This is a genomic window from Izhakiella australiensis (assembly GCF_002006995.1).
Classification (GTDB): Bacteria; Pseudomonadota; Gammaproteobacteria; order Enterobacterales; family Enterobacteriaceae; genus Izhakiella; species Izhakiella australiensis.
Genome location: NZ_MRUL01000001.1, coordinates 64,338 through 82,023, shown reverse-complemented (window position 1 = coordinate 82,023; position 17,686 = coordinate 64,338). Strand labels below are relative to the sequence as shown.

General features: G+C 55.0%; 19 protein-coding genes. 7 read left to right on the top strand and 12 right to left on the bottom strand.

Features of this window, described 5'->3' with window-relative positions; all coding sequences use genetic code 11:
• Positions 1–25 precede the first annotated feature (25 nt).
• Entirely contained in the window at positions 26–667 is a 642-nt protein-coding gene (locus BTJ39_RS00350; RefSeq protein WP_078000677.1) for a TenA family protein, read from the bottom strand.
• Positions 667–1,512, bottom strand: coding sequence for a BtpA family protein (locus BTJ39_RS00345; protein ID WP_078000676.1), 846 nt, complete (start codon positions 1,510–1,512; stop codon positions 667–669). The genes BTJ39_RS00350 and BTJ39_RS00345 overlap by 1 nt, the downstream gene beginning before the upstream one ends.
• Positions 1,513–1,537: 25 nt before the next feature.
• On the opposite strand from BTJ39_RS00345, the gene BTJ39_RS00340 reads away from it, so the two are divergent.
• Complete coding sequence (locus tag BTJ39_RS00340; RefSeq protein ID WP_078000675.1) at positions 1,538–2,407, top strand: ribokinase; 870 nt, start codon at positions 1,538–1,540, stop codon at positions 2,405–2,407.
• A gap of 6 nt (positions 2,408–2,413) precedes the next feature.
• On the opposite strand, the gene BTJ39_RS00335 is transcribed toward BTJ39_RS00340, so the two are convergent.
• The gene (locus BTJ39_RS00335) at positions 2,414–3,364 is read right to left on the bottom strand and encodes an ABC transporter substrate-binding protein (protein WP_078000674.1); all 951 of its coding nucleotides are present in this window, start codon (positions 3,362–3,364) and stop codon (positions 2,414–2,416) included.
• Positions 3,365–3,704: 340 nt separating this feature from the next.
• Between BTJ39_RS00335 and BTJ39_RS00330 the strand changes: the two genes are divergently transcribed.
• The 6 genes from BTJ39_RS00330 to BTJ39_RS00305 all read left to right on the top strand — a co-directional run bounded on the left by BTJ39_RS00330 (position 3,705) and on the right by BTJ39_RS00305 (position 9,875).
• Positions 3,705–4,733: a LacI family DNA-binding transcriptional regulator gene (locus BTJ39_RS00330; protein ID WP_078001227.1), complete on the top strand. Its 1,029-nt coding sequence runs from the start codon at positions 3,705–3,707 to the stop codon at positions 4,731–4,733.
• A 384-nt stretch (positions 4,734–5,117) separates the two neighbouring features.
• Positions 5,118–5,864, top strand: coding sequence for an ATP-binding cassette domain-containing protein (locus tag BTJ39_RS00325; RefSeq protein WP_176110188.1), 747 nt, complete (start codon positions 5,118–5,120; stop codon positions 5,862–5,864).
• A 27-nt stretch (positions 5,865–5,891) separates the two neighbouring features.
• On the top strand, positions 5,892–6,893 hold the full coding sequence (locus BTJ39_RS00320) for an ABC transporter permease (protein WP_176110187.1): 1,002 nt from the start codon (positions 5,892–5,894) through the stop codon (positions 6,891–6,893).
• Positions 6,894–6,896: 3 nt separating this feature from the next.
• Positions 6,897–7,976, top strand: a complete 1,080-nt coding sequence (locus BTJ39_RS00315) for a phosphotriesterase family protein (RefSeq protein ID WP_078000671.1) — start codon at positions 6,897–6,899, stop codon at positions 7,974–7,976.
• 13 nt (positions 7,977–7,989) lie between these two features.
• Positions 7,990–8,745, top strand: a complete 756-nt coding sequence (locus BTJ39_RS00310) for a glutamine amidotransferase (RefSeq protein WP_078000670.1) — start codon at positions 7,990–7,992, stop codon at positions 8,743–8,745.
• Positions 8,745–9,875 (top strand): M20 family metallopeptidase, encoded by a 1,131-nt coding sequence (locus BTJ39_RS00305; RefSeq protein WP_078000669.1) that lies wholly within the window; start codon positions 8,745–8,747, stop codon positions 9,873–9,875. The genes BTJ39_RS00310 and BTJ39_RS00305 overlap by 1 nt, the downstream gene beginning before the upstream one ends.
• Positions 9,876–9,969: 94 nt before the next feature.
• Here BTJ39_RS00305 and BTJ39_RS00300 read toward each other — a convergent pair whose 3' ends face one another.
• From BTJ39_RS00300 to BTJ39_RS00265, 9 genes are all read right to left on the bottom strand, one after another.
• On the bottom strand, positions 9,970–10,479 hold the full coding sequence (locus BTJ39_RS00300) for a fimbrial protein (protein ID WP_078000668.1): 510 nt from the start codon (positions 10,477–10,479) through the stop codon (positions 9,970–9,972).
• Positions 10,382–10,909 carry a fimbrial protein gene (locus tag BTJ39_RS00295; RefSeq protein WP_176110156.1) on the bottom strand — a complete coding sequence of 176 codons (528 nt, stop codon included), beginning with the start codon at positions 10,907–10,909 and terminating at the stop codon, positions 10,382–10,384. Before BTJ39_RS00295 ends, BTJ39_RS00300 begins: the two co-directional genes overlap by 98 nt.
• Before the next feature lie 54 nt (positions 10,910–10,963).
• Positions 10,964–11,623 carry a fimbrial protein gene (locus BTJ39_RS00290; protein WP_241825841.1) on the bottom strand — a complete coding sequence of 220 codons (660 nt, stop codon included), beginning with the start codon at positions 11,621–11,623 and terminating at the stop codon, positions 10,964–10,966.
• 16 nt (positions 11,624–11,639) lie between these two features.
• Positions 11,640–12,392 (bottom strand): fimbria/pilus periplasmic chaperone, encoded by a 753-nt coding sequence (locus BTJ39_RS00285; protein WP_078000666.1) that lies wholly within the window; start codon positions 12,390–12,392, stop codon positions 11,640–11,642.
• A gap of 2 nt (positions 12,393–12,394) precedes the next feature.
• The gene (locus BTJ39_RS00280) at positions 12,395–14,389 is read right to left on the bottom strand and encodes a fimbria/pilus outer membrane usher protein (RefSeq protein ID WP_338418153.1); all 1,995 of its coding nucleotides are present in this window, start codon (positions 14,387–14,389) and stop codon (positions 12,395–12,397) included.
• Positions 14,390–14,923: a FimD/PapC N-terminal domain-containing protein gene (locus tag BTJ39_RS25335; RefSeq protein ID WP_338418152.1), complete on the bottom strand. Its 534-nt coding sequence runs from the start codon at positions 14,921–14,923 to the stop codon at positions 14,390–14,392. It abuts the gene before it with no gap.
• 283 nt (positions 14,924–15,206) lie between these two features.
• Complete coding sequence (locus BTJ39_RS00275; RefSeq protein ID WP_078000665.1) at positions 15,207–15,542, bottom strand: MmcQ/YjbR family DNA-binding protein; 336 nt, start codon at positions 15,540–15,542, stop codon at positions 15,207–15,209.
• A 300-nt stretch (positions 15,543–15,842) separates the two neighbouring features.
• On the bottom strand, positions 15,843–16,979 hold the full coding sequence (locus tag BTJ39_RS00270) for a mandelate racemase/muconate lactonizing enzyme family protein (RefSeq protein WP_078000664.1): 1,137 nt from the start codon (positions 16,977–16,979) through the stop codon (positions 15,843–15,845).
• Positions 16,980–17,636 carry a GntR family transcriptional regulator gene (locus BTJ39_RS00265; protein ID WP_078000663.1) on the bottom strand — a complete coding sequence of 219 codons (657 nt, stop codon included), beginning with the start codon at positions 17,634–17,636 and terminating at the stop codon, positions 16,980–16,982.
• Positions 17,637–17,686: the final 50 nt, after the last annotated feature.

The following is a 17,686-nucleotide window of genomic DNA, read 5'->3' as shown; positions in this document are numbered from 1 at the left end:
ACCGGGCAACCGGTCCGCCGTATCCTCAGGGATAAGCCGCGCTGTGAAAGTCGATTTCCCAGCGCAGAACCTTACCGTAAAGCGCTGATAGTTCGCTTTTTTGCTGCTCATTCAGCTGCGCCGCGCAGCTATCCAGCTCCTCTTTCAGCCAGTTAGCCTGCTGATAAAACGCCTCTTCCGCATGGAGATCCACCCAGCGACGCACGTCGCCATCGCGCTGAGTTTGCGCGCTGACGCGCTTGCACCAGTGGTAATACATCCACTCCGCGCCGAACATCAGCGTGATGATGTCATCGTAGCTGCCCTGCTTCGCCACGCTTAGCATGCCATCACGAAAGCGTTTCACGCCGGGTAAATCACCGGGCGTCGCACTGACGTCAATCTTGCGCCTGGCGATAACTTCATCAAACCAGGCAATCTGGGTATCAACCAGCGCATTAAGTACGCCAATCAGCCAGCGCTGCTGGCGGATGCCCGGCGCTTTGGCCACGCCGAAGGCAAAAATGGCGATGGCCGTCTCGACAAAATCACCTTCGAAAACCAGGTAGCGGTTAAACACATCCGCTGGCAGACAATCCTGCTCAATATCGCAAACAAAGCGATGCTGCTGCATCTCCTGCCAGGCTGCCTGATGCTCCTGCAGTAATCGCTCGCTAAAAGATGGCATTATTTCTCCTCCAGCACCGGACGCGCCGCCGCGATAAAGTGTTTAACCCGCGCCAGCTCAACCTCATTCCACCACACACCGTCGCGCTTTAGCGTACTGGCGACGATAACCCCTTGCGTACGCCCAAGGATAGCGCAGACGTTATCCGGCGTGACGCCCGACCCCACCAACAGCGGCAGGGTGGTTGCGCTGCGGATTTCATCGATCTCCTCAAGGGTGGCGCTGTCGCCGGTACGCTGACCGGTAGCGATGACCGCGTCAGCTTCAAAGAAATCGACGTCGCGCGTCAGCTCCTTAATCGAGCGATCGGCCACGATAGCGTGGCTGCCGTGTTTGACGTGGCTGTCGGCAAATACCCGAATATGGTTAGCCCGCAGCTGATTGCGATAGCGTAATGCTTTGGCCGCCGCACCTTCAATAAAGCCTTCGTTAGCGATGTAGGCATTAGCCCATTGATTAACGCGTACAAAGTCTGCACCGCTGGCCAGCGCGGTAGCCAGCGCCGGGATCGCCGCATTCGCCAGAATATTAATTCCCAGCGGCGCGCCAAAACGGGCGCGAATATTATCAGTAATAACCGCCATAATCGCAGAAGTTTCCGGGCCGATATCTTCCGGCTTGGCAAAAGGAATGTCACCATGATTTTCAATAATAAGCCCATGAACGCCACCGGATAAATAATTATCCGCATCGCGAATGGCATTCTCGATAATTTCTTTTATTGGACGATCTTTATATTTTGGCGCGCCGGGAAAGGCGTCACAATGAATAACACCGATCACTGACTTAGTACGATTAAAAATTGCTTGTATTGCGTTATCTTTTTCTGCTGATATAAGAGCCATCTTCTTTCTCCTTAGAGGAATAACCATGCACATATTTGTCGTTGGTAATATCGCCGTTGATGAAACATGGACCATTGACGACCTGCCAGAAAAAGGCAGTTCGATATTCGGCAATAAAACCTCTCAGCAGCCTGGCGGCAAAGGCGCAAACCAGGCGGTTATTTTCTCCCGCTGTAAAATCCCCACAACATTAATTGCCGCCACGGGAAACGATCATTATGGTGAATGGCTGCATCGCTTATTAAATTCACAGCCAGACTTGTACTTTCCTTTATTACAACAACCCTGCCATACTGACACCTCAATTATTTTAAATAGCCAGGATGGTGACAACACCATCATTACCGCTACCGACGCGGCCAGCGCGCTGACGCTGGAAGTCATCAGCCAACAGCTGACGTTGGCAAAACCCGGCGATCTGCTGGTGCAGCAGGGTAATTTCTCGCTGGAAAAAACCGCTGCTATTTTCAGACTGGCCCGTGAAAAAGGGCTAATCACCGCCTTTAATCCTTCGCCGGTGCGGCGCGAATTCACCACGCTCTGGCCGCTGGTCGATATCGTGGTGCTCAACCATCTGGAAGCCGAGCTGTTGCAGCCGCCGGCTGAGCTTCCCTGCGTGATCACCACGCAGGGCGCCGCCGGCACTCAGATGACCAGCTTCGGCCGGGATTACTTCTGCCCGGCCGTGATGGCCCAGGTGGTTGATACAACCGGCGCTGGCGATACCTTTCTCGCCGTCGCTCTCGCTTCCGCCCTGCGCCGGGGCGGCAATCCTGACCTGCTGGCGCTACAGCACGCCAGCCGGGCCGCGGCGATCACCATCACAGAGCGCGGCACGTGGAACGCTTTTCCCAATGCCGACGTTCTGCAATCGCTGCTGATGCAGAACGCCTGATTCGCCTTATTTAAACAGCGAACGATAGGAATCGACGTTCGCTTTGGTGACCACCGTCGCGGGAACCATAATGTGTTTCTGCACGGTTTTACCGGCGTTAATGTCATTTAACGCTTTCAGCGCCTCAGCGCCCATTTTCTCCGGATCCTGTTGCAGTACGGCCGCCACGTAACCCTGGTCAATGCCGCTAATGGCGCGACCCGTCAGATCCCAGCCAAATACTTTGATATCGCCCTGACGTCCCTGGTTTTCTACCGCGGCGATCGCCCCGAGCATCGCCGGTTCACCGGTCGCGTAGATGGCGGTCAGGTCAGGGTTACCGGTGATCAGATTTTCCGCCGCCGTCATCGCACTGTCCTGAATGTTGCGGCCGTCGACGATATCAGCCACGCTGATTTTGCCGTTAGTCTTAATGGTATCTTCGAAACCTTTCTGACGGGCGTTTTGAATCGCCGAATTGAGCGCGCCAACAATGCCAACCCGCACTTTACCTCCCATGTTTTTATTCACATATTCAAGGAAATATTTCCCGATTATTTTCCCGCCCTCAACGTTATCCACCCCGACCTGAGCGGCTTGCGGGCCATCTGGCAATACTGAATCAATGGCGATAACCGGTATTTTCGCCGCCGCAGCTTCTTTAACGGCAGGCATAATGCCATTAACGTCAATAGCATCAACCAGAATGCCTTTTACCCCTTGCTGAATATAGTTTTCAATCGCATCGGTTTGCGATACGGGATTATCATTCGCGTTGAATATCACCAGGTTTTTATTGGTTTTCTTCGCCTCGCTCTGCGCACCTTTATTCATCTGGTTAAAAAACAGTGCCTGTTGATTAATTTGCACCAATGCATAAGTGGGCGCCTTTTCTGCCAGGGCGGAAAAGGTAAACAGAGAGGAAATTAACAGCGCAGCCGCTGTCACTACCGATGATGGTCTGGTGTTGAATAACATTGCAGGTGTCCTCGTCAAAAAATAGAGCCTGTAACCCATGAAAACCACGGGCAGCAGATGTCCGGCGAGGCAAATATCTGTGATATAAACAAACCCGACGAAAATACGTCGTGGCTTGCACGAAGATATCCGGTTCTGCAGCGAATCCGATCGCGGCAACTGAAGCGGAATTTTACGTGACGGGAAGAGATCCCGATTTAGGGTACGGGTAAACTGATTATTACCATTGGCCTTTGATGAGAATTTTTCAAGCAGGAATTTTATTTTCACGCCCGATAGCGGAAAGTGCTATAACTCCCAGGCAAGCTGTTTTGCTACCGGCGATGGATTTAACCCAGAGATGATAAAAAAACGCGTGCTGCTGTCCGATGTTGCCGCCCATGCCGGGCTGTCGAAAGCGACGGTATCGCGCTATCTCAACCATAGCATCGTGCTGCCGCAAGAAACGGTGGCACGCATCGAGCAGGCGATTATTACGCTGGATTATCGCGGCAACAGCCTTGCGCGTCGCTTAAGCAAAGGCGGCAGCGAAACCCTTGGGCTGGTGCTGCCCGATATTACCAACCCCTTCTTTGCCGAACTGGCCGATGCCGCTGAAGAGGCCGCCTCTTCGCGCGGCTTCAGCCTGGTATTGTGCATTACCCGCAACGACCCCGGCAAAGAGTGCCAGTTTATTCGCTGGCTGGATACCTGCCAGGTAGACGGCCTGCTGTTCACCACCAACCGCCCGGATAACGGCCTGCTGCGCCGGGAAATCGTCCGCCAACAGCGCATCGTCCTGCTGGATGAGGATATTCCCGGTAGCGAGGTGCCGAAAGTGTTTGCCGATAACGTGCAGGGCGGCAGAATCGCCACCCGCCAGCTGATTGAGGCCGGCCATCGCCACATCGCCTTTGTCGGCGGCCCGGACGCGCTGATGAGCGTGCGCGAACGCTATCAGGGTTTTTCCCAGGCGCTACAGGAAGCTGGATTGCACTGCCCGCCAGAATGGGTAATGTACGGCGCCTATCAGCGCGAATTCGGCCAGCGCGCGCTGCACCAGCTATTTAGCACCACGCCGCGTCCTACCGCTATTTTCGCCGCCAGCGATTATCTGGTTCTGGGCCTGCTGGACGGACTGCGCGAACGCGGACTTGAAGCGCCGCAGGCGATGTCGCTGGTCGGCTTTGACGATGCCAGCTACGCCGATTTTACCAAACCGCGCATTTCCACCATCCGCCAGCCAGCGCGCGAGATGGGCCACCGCGCGGTGAATATTCTGTTAGATCTGCTGGATGGCAAGGCGCCGGCGCAGCCGGAGACCCGTTTACCGGTCACCTGGATTGGCCGCGATTCAATCCGTCCTCCGGATAGCCAATATTCGCGCTGAGTAGCTGTGCCCCCCGCGGGTGCAAATTGCCCTTTTTTAGCGCAAATCACGGTGATTACCGCACGCAATTTTGTGATCCAGTAAACCGATTTACTAAAAAGTTAATTTTTTTTAACATTTAATTCAATTAGTTAACATTGAACAATAAATCACCATCTTTTACCGGGCACGAATGCTGCTAAAGTAACCGTGGCGAACAAATATCTCTGTTGAGTGCTGTTCTTTGTGGGTAAGACGCTCTGTCTCCGTCAGGTAAACCGGTTTACAAGGCTGTAAATCGTGACGCCAGAATCGTTAACCCGTTAAGAACAGACTGTGAAACCCGTTCCAGCGAAATGGGAGTACCAGATGCAACAGCAACATACTGCCCCGTCCCGGGTAGAAATGGTGAATATCACCAAGACCTACGGTTCGATTCGTTCTCTCTGCGGGGTCAATCTCAGCCTGGCGCCCGGAGAAGTTCTGGGGCTGGTTGGCGATAACGGCGCCGGAAAATCAACCCTGACCAAAGTGCTATCCGGTGCGGTAGTGCCCACCAGCGGCGATATCCGTATCGACGGCGAGAGGCAGCACTTTGCTAACCCGGCAGATGCCCGCCGTTGCCATATCGAAATGGTCTATCAGGATCTGTCGCTGTGCGACACCGTCGACGTCGCCGGCAATCTGTTTATGGGACGCGAGCCGATGAAGCCGGTGCTGGGAGTGCCATTTCTCGACCAGACGAAAATGCACGCCGATGCGCGTGAGATGCTGAAAGGACTCGGTATTTCCATCCCCGATACCCACCTGCTGGTCCGTAATTTATCCGGCGGCCAGCGACAGGCGATCGCCATTGCCCGCGCCGCCGCCTTTGAACCTAAAGTTCTGATTATGGACGAACCCACCGCGGCGCTTGCCGTTGCCGAAGTCGAGGCGGTGCTGGAGCTCATCAGACGGGTTAGCGCGCGCGGCGTTAGCGTGATTCTGATCACCCACCGCTTACAGGATCTTTTTCAGGTCTGCGATCGCATCATGGTGATGTTTGAAGGCACTAACGTGGCGGACCGCCTGGTTGCGGAAACCAGCCTCGGCGAGATCGTCAATCTCATTGTCGGTGATAAGTTTTCTGCGCCATCCGCCGCCGCCCACTAGCTTCGCGAGAAATGGTCTATGAGCATGATTAATCTTAGTCAAACCCGTTTGATTCGGCACTCGCTGCCGCGTCGCCTGCTGCATAACCACTCCGGGGTGGTCAGTATCGCGCTGTTTTTTATCCTCTGCTGCGTAGTTTTTTCCTCAATTACCGGTAATTTTCTCAGCAGCGCCAACTGGATGAATATTATCCGCCAAAGTGCGCCGCTGCTGATCGTCGCGACGGCGATGACGCTGGTGATTACCACTGGCGGTATCGATCTCTCGGTAGGTTCAACGCTGGCACTGGTTGGCGCGCTGTCCGCCGTGGCGCTCAACAGCTGGGGCTTGCCGTGGCCGGTGGTTTTATTAGGCGGCCTGCTGCTGGGGGGACTGGTCGGCGCGATTAACGGCTTTTTTATCGCCTATGAAGGGATACCGGCGTTTATCGTCACCCTGGCGACGCTGGCGGTGGTACGCGGTATCGCGCTGCTGATAACCCAGGGGTACTCCATTCCGATCCCCGCCGACAGCCTGTTCAGCTTTATGGGACGGGCCTGGGTACTGGGCGTTCCCATGCCGGCGCTCATTGGCGTCATTATTCTGATTGCCGGTCACATCGTGCTGAATCATATGCGTTTTGGCCGCTATGTCACCGCTATCGGCGCCAACAGCGAGGGCGCGCGTCGCAGCGGCATCAACACCAAAGCGGTCACCATGAAAGTGTATATTATCAGCGGCATGGCCGCGGCACTGGCCGGCATGATCATTACCGCCCGCCTTGGCAGCGGTTCGTCGAATCAGGGCGAGGGTTTTGAATTACAGGTTATTGCGGCGGTGGTGCTGGGGGGTACCAGCCTGTTCGGCGGGTTTGGCACTATTATCGGTACCCTGCTGGGTGCGCTATCGATCGCCATTATCCAGAATGGCCTGATTTTGTCTCATATCTCGCCGTTTTATACCCAAATCGCCACCGGCACCATCATTCTGCTGGCCATCTGGCTGAATACCCGCATTCTCAACCCTATGCGCCCAAGGGGCAAAGGATAGCCGATGAAAGGATCGATATTTCGTCATCCCGAACCGCTGCCGGTCGGGGTTGAAAGCGGCCAGATTATGACCGTACTCGGACCGATGGCTCTGGAAAAAATGGGCGTTACGCTGATGCATGAGCATATTCTGCTGGATGCCTCCGGTAAATGGGTCGCCCCCTGCTGCTGCAGCGATCGTCATATAGCTGAAATGCCAGTGCGAATGGAAAACCTGGGCGAGCTGGCGCTTAATCCGCTGATGAGTCGCGATAACTGCCAGCTGTTCGATGCCGATTTGGCGATTGAAGAGCTGATGAAATTCAAAGCGCTTGGCGGCGAGACTGTGGTTGATCCCACCAATCTCGGCATCGGGCGCGACCCCAAAGCGCTACAGCGTATTTCACGGCTTACCGGGCTGAATATCGTGATGGGAACCGGGCTCTATCTGCAGCCTTCTCATCCGGAATGGGTCAAAACCATTAGCGTTGAGCAGCTGACACAGAAGCTGATCTACGATCTCGGCGCGGCGGAAGATAAGCCGGAAGTGCTCGCCGGGCTAATCGGCGAAATCGGCATCTCCAGTCAGTTTACCGCCGATGAAGAGAAGTCGCTGCGCGCCGCCGGTCAGGCGAGTGCGGCAACCGGCGTGCCGATTGAAGTTCACCTCCCCGGCTGGGAACGGCTCGGTCATAAGGTGCTGGATATCCTGCAATCGGAAGGGGCCAATCTGCGCCACGTGGTGCTTTGCCACATGAACCCGAGCTTTAGCGATAAACGCTACCAGCGCGAGCTGGCAGATCGTGGCGCCTTTCTCGAATACGACATGATCGGCATGCATTACTACTATGCCGATGAGTCAGCCCAGTCGCCATCAGATGAAGAGAATGCCAGCGCCATTTGCAGCCTGATTGACGATGGCTATATCAATCAAATCCTGCTGTCGCAGGACGTTTTTCTGAAAACCATGCTGACCCGCTATGGCGGCCACGGCTATGGCTACATCCTTAAACACTTTATTCCCCGACTGCGTCGCCACGGCCTTAACGGCGAGCAGCTGGAAACCCTGATGATCGCCAACCCACAGCGGGTATTTGGCAGCTAAAAAGGAGCAACACGTGCCGAAAAAAATTCTCCTGGTTGGTGAATCCTGGACCAGCACCGCCAACCATATTAAAGGTTTCGATCAGTTTGCTACCGCCACCTGGCATAACGGCGCGGTAGATTTTCTCGCGGCGCTACGCGACAGCGATTACGCCATTACCCATATGCCGGTTCACGAGGCGCCGGAGCAATTTCCTCTGACGGCTGAGGGTTTGCAGGCGTGGGATGCCATTATCCTGTCCGATATTGGCGCCAATACTCTGCTGCTGCATCCTGACACCTGGCTTAAAAGCCAGCGAACGGCTAACCGACTGACCCTGCTGCATGACTACGTCGCCGGCGGCGGCAGCCTGATGATGATTGGCGGTTATTTCAGCTTCCAGGGGATTAACGGCGCAGCACGCTATCGCAATACGGCGGTGGAACAGGTACTGCCGGTTCGCTGCCTGGCCTGGGATGATCGCATTGAGTGTCCGGAAGGCTGTGAACTGCAACAGGAAATCGACCATCCGCTGTTAAGTAATCTGCCGGCGGGCATGCCGTGGCTGCTCGGTTATAACGAAGTGGAAATGCACCCGGAAGGCCAGCTTATCGCCACGGTTTCTGGCACCTCTCATCCGCTGCTGGCGGTACGTAACTATCAACGCGGGCGCTCACTGGTATGGACCAGCGATATGTCCGCTCACTGGCTGCCGCCAGAGTTCAGCCGCTGGGCGGGCTATCGCCAGCTGTGGCTTAACTGCCTCGACTGGCTAACCGGAGCGCGCTGATGACGCAAAGCGCTGCCCTGACGCTGGCGCAGCGGCTGCTGGCGTTTAATACCATTAATCCGCCCGGCGATGAAGAGGCCTGCACCCGCTATCTGGCCGACTGGCTGCAGGCGCGCGGTTTTGACGTTCAGCTACAGCGGTTTGGCCCGCGCCGGCTGAACTTAATCGCCCGCCTCCCCGGCTCCGGCGCGGGCAAGCCGCTGGCGTTTACCGGCCATCTGGACACCGTGCCACTGGGCGCTCAGCCATGGCGCTATGATCCCTTTGGCAGTCAGATTGTCGATGGGCGCTTGTATGGCCGGGGCGCCAGCGATATGAAAGCGGCAGTGGCGGCGTTTGCCTGCGCTTGTCTGGCGCAGCAAGAAAGTATCCGCGCCGGGTCTGGCGCGGTTATGCTGATTACCGGCGGCGAGGAAACCGGCTGTGACGGCGCCAGGGCGCTAATCGATAACGTTGATTTACCCGAGATCGGGGCACTTATCGTCGGCGAATCCACCGCCAACTATCCGGTGGTAGGACATAAAGGCGCACTGTGGCTACGCTGTGCAACCCAAGGGAAAACTGCACATGGCGCGATGCCGGAGCTGGGTGTAAATGCCATCTACCTGGCGGCGGATGCTATTGGCCGCATCCGCCAGTTTATTCCCGGCGCGCCGCATCCGCTGATGAAACAGCCAACGCTTAACGTGGGACGTATTGAAGGCGGACTAAATATCAACTCGGTGCCGGACCGCAGCTGGTTTGATGTTGATATCCGCACCGCCCCCAATCTCAACCATGGCACTATCCGCCATAATCTTGCCAGCTATCTGGGGGATACCGTGAGCATTGATACCCTGATAGATTTGCCTGCCGTCCTGACTGACGATGGCCACGCCTGGATTCAACGGGTATTTCATTATTGCCAGCCGCTACACGACGAGGCGCTACAGCTGCGCGTAGTACCTTATTTTACTGATGCATCACTGCTGACCGACGCGCTGGCATCGCCACCAACGGTAATCCTGGGTCCGGGAGAGCCGACGATGGCGCACCAAACCGATGAGTATTGCGAGCTGGGCAAGCTGTCACAGGCTCAGCAGCTATATGGCACCCTGCTAAACGACTGGATGCAGCAACCTGTTTCTTGAGCATGGCGCTGCGGCAAAGAGCAATAAAGAAAATAGCGCCCGGGCCGTAAAGCTGTTGCCCGTCAGTATGCCAAAATCCCGTTCGCTTTAGCGCTTAATCCGCGCTCATGACCAGCACCGCTGAGCCGTTGAACGGACCTTTGCTTACCGCCACGCTGCTCTTTTTAACCAGCACAAAGTTAAGATCGCTGGAGCCTAATCCGCTTTGCAACTCCGTCCGGATACTGTCACCGGGCTTGATTTGCTGATTCTCATAGTACATCTCAACGCCGAGATTTTGATTGGAAGTCATAATCGCCGAGTCAGAAAAAGGCGAAGCATCCGCAGATAAGGTAATTTTGATCGGCATACTAACCGGACTTTTACAGCGATAGGGCACGTTTACCCGCCGCTGATAGCGGCTTGCCGCTGCCGAAGCGCTCAGATGCCACTCGGGTATTTGCCCGAAGTCAATATCAATATTTTTACCGTCATTAATGGCGCAGGTTCCGGAAGTAAAAATCGAGTCATTGCCGGCGATAATATCCCACGTAAAGTAACGCGGATCGTCGGGTGCGCTCCCCCCCCTTGTAATGGGCGTATTTATATAGCCGGATGGTCGCAATTTTCTGTCCGCGCGTGATACGAGTCAAAATGCCAGGTCTTTCTGACACCTTATAAAATATGACCATTGGCAGATCGTGCCAGTTGCCGTCCGCCCCTCTGGGAAGATGAAATATTTGGCTATAGGGTGCCGGAATGAGATAGCGCCCACCGTTAAGATAAACCCCTACCTCAAAATCGCGGCTAAGTACCGTGCTGATACCATCACTTTGCAAATACATAAAGTCATCATAAAACTCCGGGTTTTCATTTTTACATTCGTAATAGTTTGTCATATTGATAAAAACCTCTTCGCCAGCGGTAATTTCCCGGGACAGAGGCACCGTCACCGGAGAACTGCCGTTGCGTAGTTCCTGACCGGTTTGCTTGTTCCGGCACAAATAGGCGGCGGCATGAGTTGAAAAAAGCGCTAAAAATAAAGCGACTATCAATAGTCCGGAAACGTTATATCGCCTCACCCTGCACTCCTGTTGAAATCATTATGGTCAGTCATAGCTCAACCTGAAATTGACTACCGCCTGCCAGACACCGGCGACAAGCTGTGCCTGGGTTCGCTCCAGCACTACGTAGTAGGTAAGCTGGCTGCTATCCGGCGTCAGAAACGCTGGCGATGCCGAACCGCCGGATGTACCAATACGCAAATCATTTTTGTCAGCATCCAGCAGCCGTAGTCCGACACCTGATGCGCCTTTTAGCGCCAGCAGCTGCGGATTATTGCTGTCAGCTTCTCCGGCAAATATCACTGAGACGGTCGGCTGCAGTAAGTTTGCATTGTCGTCATCGCTTACCTCGCTGCGCTGTAAGCAATCACGCAGATAGAGGCGAAACTGCACCGGCGTACCCCGATCGCCAGCACGTCTTAATGGCCGGGTATCACTGTTGCCCAGCGCGATCTGCTGCATGGCTGAACGCATATCCAGCCGGCAGGCGCCTTCAGTGAGCTGACCACTGACCTGCAGCACCCCATGCTCTCCTTCAATCATCCAGCCATCCGGACTGGCCTGCACGCCCGCCGCAGGCAGCATCAGTACCAGCCAGACGGCAAGCCATTTTCCACGCCGCCGGTATTGCAGGCCGCAGTGGCTCTTTCGCTGAGTTATTCCCAACCGCACGGTGTTCTCCTTAACCGGCCATCGATTTTTCATCCACGCTGAGCACCATTCAGCCCGCAATGTGGTCGGTTACCCGGCACTGCCCGTCATTGCAGCTCAATACCAGTTTTGGCCGCCCGCCGAAGTCATTGATATAGGTGATGACCGGATGGCTGCCGAGCGCAGTAGCGCTAACCTTAAGCAGTGCCGTTTCCTGCGGCGCTATCATCACAGGCTCAAAGCCGGCCACGTCCTGTGCTTTCACCGACGGCGCCGCCCCGGCCAGAGTGACGTAGTAAGGCGTTGGGTTACTGACCCGATAGCTGGCGCCCTGACGGGTTAAGGTCAGCTTTTTCTGCCACGGCCGGGCATAGTCATCGGCGTTCGCCATTAAAGCTGCCGGGCGGTAAAACAGCTTTACCCTGGTCTGAAGCGCGATTTGCAGGGTATTTGGCTTATTGCTTTTAGGGGGGATCTCACGCAGGTTGAAGTAATAGAGTGTTTCCCGGTCCTGCGGCAGTTGGCTGACAGCCGGGGTCGCCTGGATGCGAACCTGGCTGCGGGCGCCGGGTTCAATGCGCTGTAACGGCGGCAAAACCACCAGCGGCGAATCAATCTTTTTACCGTGCTGATCTTCGATCCATCCCTGAGCCAGATAGGGCAGCTCCCGATTCTCATTCGTGATGTTAAGGCTCATCGATCTGCTACCGCCATCAAAGATAACGCGGGTTCTGTCCAACGCTATCGCCGCCGTAGCCTGATAAGTCGTTAACGCGCCCGCCAGTACCACGGCGGCTGTTGTCAGGAAAGTGGTGTACTTCATGGTTAATGCTTAACCTCATGGTTGGTTTGATCATGATGCGGGCGACATTGCAACGGCAAAGGATGGGTTAAATCAGGAAGCGGCTCTGGCAACCTGATAGCGCAGCGCGTTTTACCATCCCAGCGCACGTTCATCAGCGCGCCTGGAGCGATCCCGGTTAGCCAGACGCTGCCGTTATCGCTGATAATCCCGGTCTGATTTCCCGCGTCATTGCTGACAATCGCGCCAAACGGCGGCGTTCCCCCGTCGGTAAGCTGGATCGTCGCCATCGCCTTTTCCCCGGCGATAATGCCAAAGCGCCGATAGCCGATGGCCCCCTCGGTCAGCGTGCCCTGCACCACCGAGCGGGTAGCATCAACATTGTCAGCTAAATCATTGACATCCACGCTTATCGCGTTGCGGTAATAACTGTTGACGTCACTTATCACAGCCTTACCAAATAAATTCGTGCGTACGGTGGTGCCGTAGCCGCGAATGGGGATGCCGCCCACGCCGTCGGTATCCACCATCATGCGCGTGCCGCCGGGGAGATTGATTCGATGCAGTGCGGCCCCCTGAGCGGTCGCGGTCATTCCGCCTTGCAGGCTCATACCGATCGAGCGGTAAGTGGCATCCTGATAGCTGGCATTCGCCGTCATCTGAGCCAGAGAGCCGTCATGGGTGTAATAGGCACTGCCGCTAGCCTGGCCGTGCTCGTCATTGCCAACTTTCAGGTTGTAGCTGTCGCCATCGCTAAGGCGGTCAAAGTACCCCACCATATTGCTGGTACCCGTTCGGCTGGTCTGATTATCGTAAGTCAGCGTGATGCCGTTACCCCAGGGAATACTCATGCTTAAATAGAAGCCATCATCACGATAACCATTGCTCAAGGTGCGATAAGCCGACAGGCTGACGCTGGCATTTTTAAAGCGCCATAAGTCGAAGTAGCGCGACAGCGACAGGCTGTAATTATCATTCGACGGACGGTTCCACCAGGTCTGATGGCTGTAGTTCAGATAGGCTGACAGCCCAAGACTGATAAACTGACGGGTAAGTGAAATGGTATACAGCTCTTTACTGTTACCGATATTGCCGCTGCCATAACGCGCATCAAGATACTGCGCCGTGCTCATAAAGTTACGCTCCGAGAAGCGATAGCCAGCAAAAGTTACCTGGCTGTTATACTCATCAAACCGCTTGGAATAACTCAGCCGGTAGGAGCGACCGTTAAGGATCAGGAACCCTGGCCCCGGCAGTTGGGCTCGTGACTGAGTGATATCAAATGACAATGCACCGAGCGCCAGTAGATCGCGGCCGATTCCTAACGCCAGGGCGTAATAATCGCCTCCTGTCAGGATAGAACCACCATACAACGACCAGCCGTTATTCACTCCCCATGAAAATTCAGCGGACGCAAACGCTGGCCCCTGGCTGCGGCGCTGAAAATCGGTGGGTTTTCCCAACGCCACCTTGTAGCGCACCTGGCCGGGACGTGTCAGGTAGGGAATGCTGGCCGTGGTCACCTGGAAAGTACGCACTGAACCATCCTGCTCTTCAATTTTCACATCCAGCGTACCGTTGGTAGCCGAACTCAGATCCTGAATACGAAAAGGCCCGGCGGCGACGGTGGTCTGATATAGCACCCGCCCCTGCTGGCTGATCGTGACTTTGGCATTGGTTTTAGCAACGCCGGTAACCTCAGGCGCATAGCCACGCAGATTGGGCGGCAGCATATTGTCATCAGATAGCAGGCGGGCGCCCAGATAACGAAAGCTGTCGAAAATGTCGGCGCTAAAGAAGTTTTCACCTCGCATTAGCTGCGCATGCAGGGCGGCTATTGCGCGAAAAGCATAAAAACGGCTCCAGTCAAAGCGCCGTTCGGCGCGTGAGGCATAGCCGGCATTAACGTTATAGCTACCCTGCCAGTCTGCCCGCAGCCGCCAGGGGCCAAGATTGATGCCGCCGGTGCCGTTACCGCTCAATGAACGGGCGCTATTGCTTTTGGCCGGCTTCGACATCTAAGCATTGAGGTTATAATCCAGCAAAATACCCGGAATACCATTATCCCAGGCGGAGGGAGGCTCCCAATCCACTGAGGTATATTCAAGCCATGCTTGCGGTATGCTGAGATAAAGCGATGCGTTGCCAAGGTCGCCACGGGCGGTTACACCTTTGAGAGAATGCAAATCAAGGCACTTGCCTTGCTGCCAGTAACGCAGGCCGCGCCGTACTGATCCCTTCAGCCCCATTTGCGCCACGATGTCGGGCGTAATACAGGCAATGCTGCCGCGCGATTCGCCAGCAGGCGGTAGAAAAGTAACCTTCTGTTCCGGCAGCTCATTTCTGTCATTAATTTTAATCGTCATCAGATAGGTTCCCGGCATCAGGTAACCCGCCTGCGAAAATTCACTAAGATCAACGCGGCTGCGATCGCTGACGTCCAGCACATCCGTATTGAACTCAATGGCCTGTGCATTTTTTTGCGGTAGCCACAGAGCCAGAAGCAGCAATATCAGCGACCAGCGCGCAACATATCCAGGACGTATGTTCATCAGTAATAATCTAATTTGAATCGTATCGCTGCCCGGAATGACCCAGCGCGCAGCGGCTGATGGTTTTTCACCAGCCGCAGATTGAAATCAATTCTCATATCAGAAGGTTGCAGCATGCCGGCCGGCATTTTCTGACCGGAGAGCGCGATGTTGCCGCGACTGTCGGCAAAAGGATTATCTTAGTGCTGATTTAACGCCTCCTCAGGCGCCTGTTTACAAGCGCCTGAGGAGGCGTCAGAAAAAGAGCACTTTATGCTCAAATCATCGACCTGCACTCATAGCACTAATGCTGCGTAGCATGGCTGCCAAGCGCCTGCTGCCAGGAAGCATCAACCAGATAATACAGCTGCGAGTCTTTTAGCGCGCCATCCAGCAGCACGGTATTCCAGTGCGCTTTATTAAGGTGCGCACTTGGCCGCACGTCCTGATGAGCATCGCGCAGAAGTTCAGCCAGCGCTTCACTGCTTTTCAGTGACACCGCCGGATGCCCGTCAACCTCGTGGAACATAGCAAACAGTACGCCATCGCGTTTGATCTGCGTCGCTTTCCAGTCACTATGCTCCGACTGTTCCGCTCCCGCTTTATCCATACAATAGGCAAGAAGCTCGGAAACTTTCATGTTGTCACTCCCCCTTCTGTCGTGGCGACGATGTGATGGACGGCACCTGAATGGTTACATTCTTGCGGCACGTTGCGCAGTGTCGTCCTGTTTTGCCGGTAAGCAGCACAGCACTGAGCATTGCTGCCAGAACGGCGCTAATCCTGACGTTAGTCGCGTTATCCGGTCAGATTCAAACTGATTTTCTGTAAGCTTAACGCTGAGTATAGGTTATCGCTGGCGATATTATCGTCAGTCACTCGGTTAAAAGCAGCAGCAAACGCCGCTGCCTGCAACAAGGCTATCAGCCAGGATTCCGGGTTAAATGCGCTGAATATCGGCGTGAATGGCGTAGCGTTTAAGCTGACTATCATTGAGGTTGACGCCATGTCCGGGCAGCGTCGGCAGTGCCATCACGCCATTAAATATCTTTTTCGGCGGCGCGTCAGTTAACGCAGTGAACAGGGGCGATTCATCATATTGCATTTCCAGCATGCCCGCGTTTTGCTGCGCGGCACAAAGATGACTGCTGACGGCGTCGCATATCGGACCAGAGGGATTATGAGGCGAAAAAACAGCCCCGGCGTCGGATACGGCAGCGGCGACCCTCAGCATTTCCTGAATACCGCCAACGTATTTGGCATCCGGCATATAAATATCGTAGCAATCAGCCTGTAGGTAGGGTTGGAAACTCTCCAGGCGGATATATTCCTCACACCCTGCCAGCAGTACGCCCTGCTCATTTGCCTGGGTTCTCAGCCGGTTAATCGCGGCGCTGTTTTGTGCCGTTTCAGGTATCGGGCATTCCAGCCAGTAAAGCTGATACTTTTGCGTAAGCTGCAGCAGCTCAGCCGCAGCAGCAAAGTCGAAGCGCCAGTGGCAATCGACCATCAGCCGGGTATCCGGGCCGATGGCATCGCGCACGCAGGCTATGCGATCCAGGCCCGCAGCGACGCTTTGCCGAAAGTGTTGGCCGTTTGCATCGTGGCAGTTGACCTCATCGAACGGCGCAATTTTTATCGCCCGGTGGCCGTCATTCAACGCCCTGACGGCGTTAGAGGCGAACTCCTGCGCAGTGCGTCCCGCCGTTTTACGGTTGATGTTGGCATAAACGCTAATCTCCGCTGAGCAGTTTTCAGCTATCAGCGCGTACAGTGGCTTTTGCTGACGTTTAGCCTTCAGATCCCATAGCGCCTGATCGAGACCCGATGCCAGCGCGGCTGTGGCAAGGTCGTTCAGATGGGGAAAGCAGGCTTCGGGGGTGGCTCCCCCGGCTTGCAGATAATCGCGGGCATGCCGGGTAAACAACGCGCAGACCTGTTGCTCTTTACCGCTTAGCGTCGCTTCGCCATAGCCCGTAACCCCGTCTTCATCCTGCAGGCTAATGAAGATCCACTTGGTTTTTTCAGTTATCCGGCAGACGTGAATTTCCGCCTTTTGCAGCGCAAAACCAGCCATCTACATCTCCTCGTGATTGTTATTTTTCAGAAGCTTTGCCAGCAGTTCATATTTTGCTTTGGTAACGTGCGCGCCCATCAGCGTAGCTGCCGCTTCGCTGTCGTTAAATCTGAACGCTAGAATAATTGCCTGATGATCGTGAATAACACCGCGATAACGCTCTTCGCCGTAGCCAATTTTTTTCCACAGAGAAGCGATAAATATCCAGTGCATTCGCAGGATCCTGACAGCTTCAGGATTGCCGGCAAGATGGTTGATGTGGTCGTGAAACTCACCGTTTTTCTGGATGGCGGCGGCAAAATCCCGCCCTTCGACGTCATCCGCCAGCTGCTGGTTTAGGGTTTCGAGTTTGATCAAATCCGCCGCCCGGCAGTTGCTGGCCGCTTTCCTTACCAGCATCACCTCAAGGTTGCTGCGGATGTCGAAGATGTTTTCAATGAAGTCGCTATCAAGGGTACGTAGCTGAAAGGTCTTTCCTGCGCCCATCACCAGAAAACCTTCGCCATACAGTTCGCGCAGCGCCTCACGTACCGGTGTATGGCTTGACTGATAGCGCAATGCCATTTCATTAAGCGTCAGCCGGTCTCCCGGATTCCAGTACCCCTGCACCATATCCTGCACGATCTGCTGTTTCAGGCTCGGCCTGTTCGCTTTCATCGGTGTTACCTTCTTCACAATTTTATATAACTAAAGCAAAAAATATAATA

Bases quoted from the DNA above. Each gene is read 5' to 3' on its own strand.
- BTJ39_RS00350 (WP_078000677.1), bottom strand. From the start codon at position 667: ATGCCATCTTTTAGCGAGCGATTACTGCAGGAGCATCAGGCAGCCTGG.
- BTJ39_RS00345 (WP_078000676.1), bottom strand. From the start codon at position 1,512: ATGGCTCTTATATCAGCAGAAAAAGATAACGCAATACAAGCAATTTTT.
- BTJ39_RS00340 (WP_078000675.1), top strand. From the start codon at position 1,538: ATGCACATATTTGTCGTTGGTAATATCGCCGTTGATGAAACATGGACC.
- BTJ39_RS00335 (WP_078000674.1), bottom strand. From the start codon at position 3,364: ATGTTATTCAACACCAGACCATCATCGGTAGTGACAGCGGCTGCGCTG.
- BTJ39_RS00330 (WP_078001227.1), top strand. From the start codon at position 3,705: ATGATAAAAAAACGCGTGCTGCTGTCCGATGTTGCCGCCCATGCCGGG.
- BTJ39_RS00325 (WP_176110188.1), top strand. From the start codon at position 5,118: ATGGTGAATATCACCAAGACCTACGGTTCGATTCGTTCTCTCTGCGGG.
- BTJ39_RS00315 (WP_078000671.1), top strand. From the start codon at position 6,897: ATGAAAGGATCGATATTTCGTCATCCCGAACCGCTGCCGGTCGGGGTT.
- BTJ39_RS00305 (WP_078000669.1), top strand. From the start codon at position 8,745: ATGACGCAAAGCGCTGCCCTGACGCTGGCGCAGCGGCTGCTGGCGTTT.
- BTJ39_RS00290 (WP_241825841.1), bottom strand. From the start codon at position 11,623: ATGAAAAATCGATGGCCGGTTAAGGAGAACACCGTGCGGTTGGGAATA.
- BTJ39_RS00285 (WP_078000666.1), bottom strand. From the start codon at position 12,392: ATGAAGTACACCACTTTCCTGACAACAGCCGCCGTGGTACTGGCGGGC.
- BTJ39_RS00280 (WP_338418153.1), bottom strand. From the start codon at position 14,389: ATGTCGAAGCCGGCCAAAAGCAATAGCGCCCGTTCATTGAGCGGTAAC.
- BTJ39_RS25335 (WP_338418152.1), bottom strand. From the start codon at position 14,923: ATGAACATACGTCCTGGATATGTTGCGCGCTGGTCGCTGATATTGCTG.
- BTJ39_RS00275 (WP_078000665.1), bottom strand. From the start codon at position 15,542: ATGAAAGTTTCCGAGCTTCTTGCCTATTGTATGGATAAAGCGGGAGCG.
- BTJ39_RS00270 (WP_078000664.1), bottom strand. From the start codon at position 16,979: ATGGCTGGTTTTGCGCTGCAAAAGGCGGAAATTCACGTCTGCCGGATA.
- BTJ39_RS00265 (WP_078000663.1), bottom strand. From the start codon at position 17,636: ATGAAAGCGAACAGGCCGAGCCTGAAACAGCAGATCGTGCAGGATATG.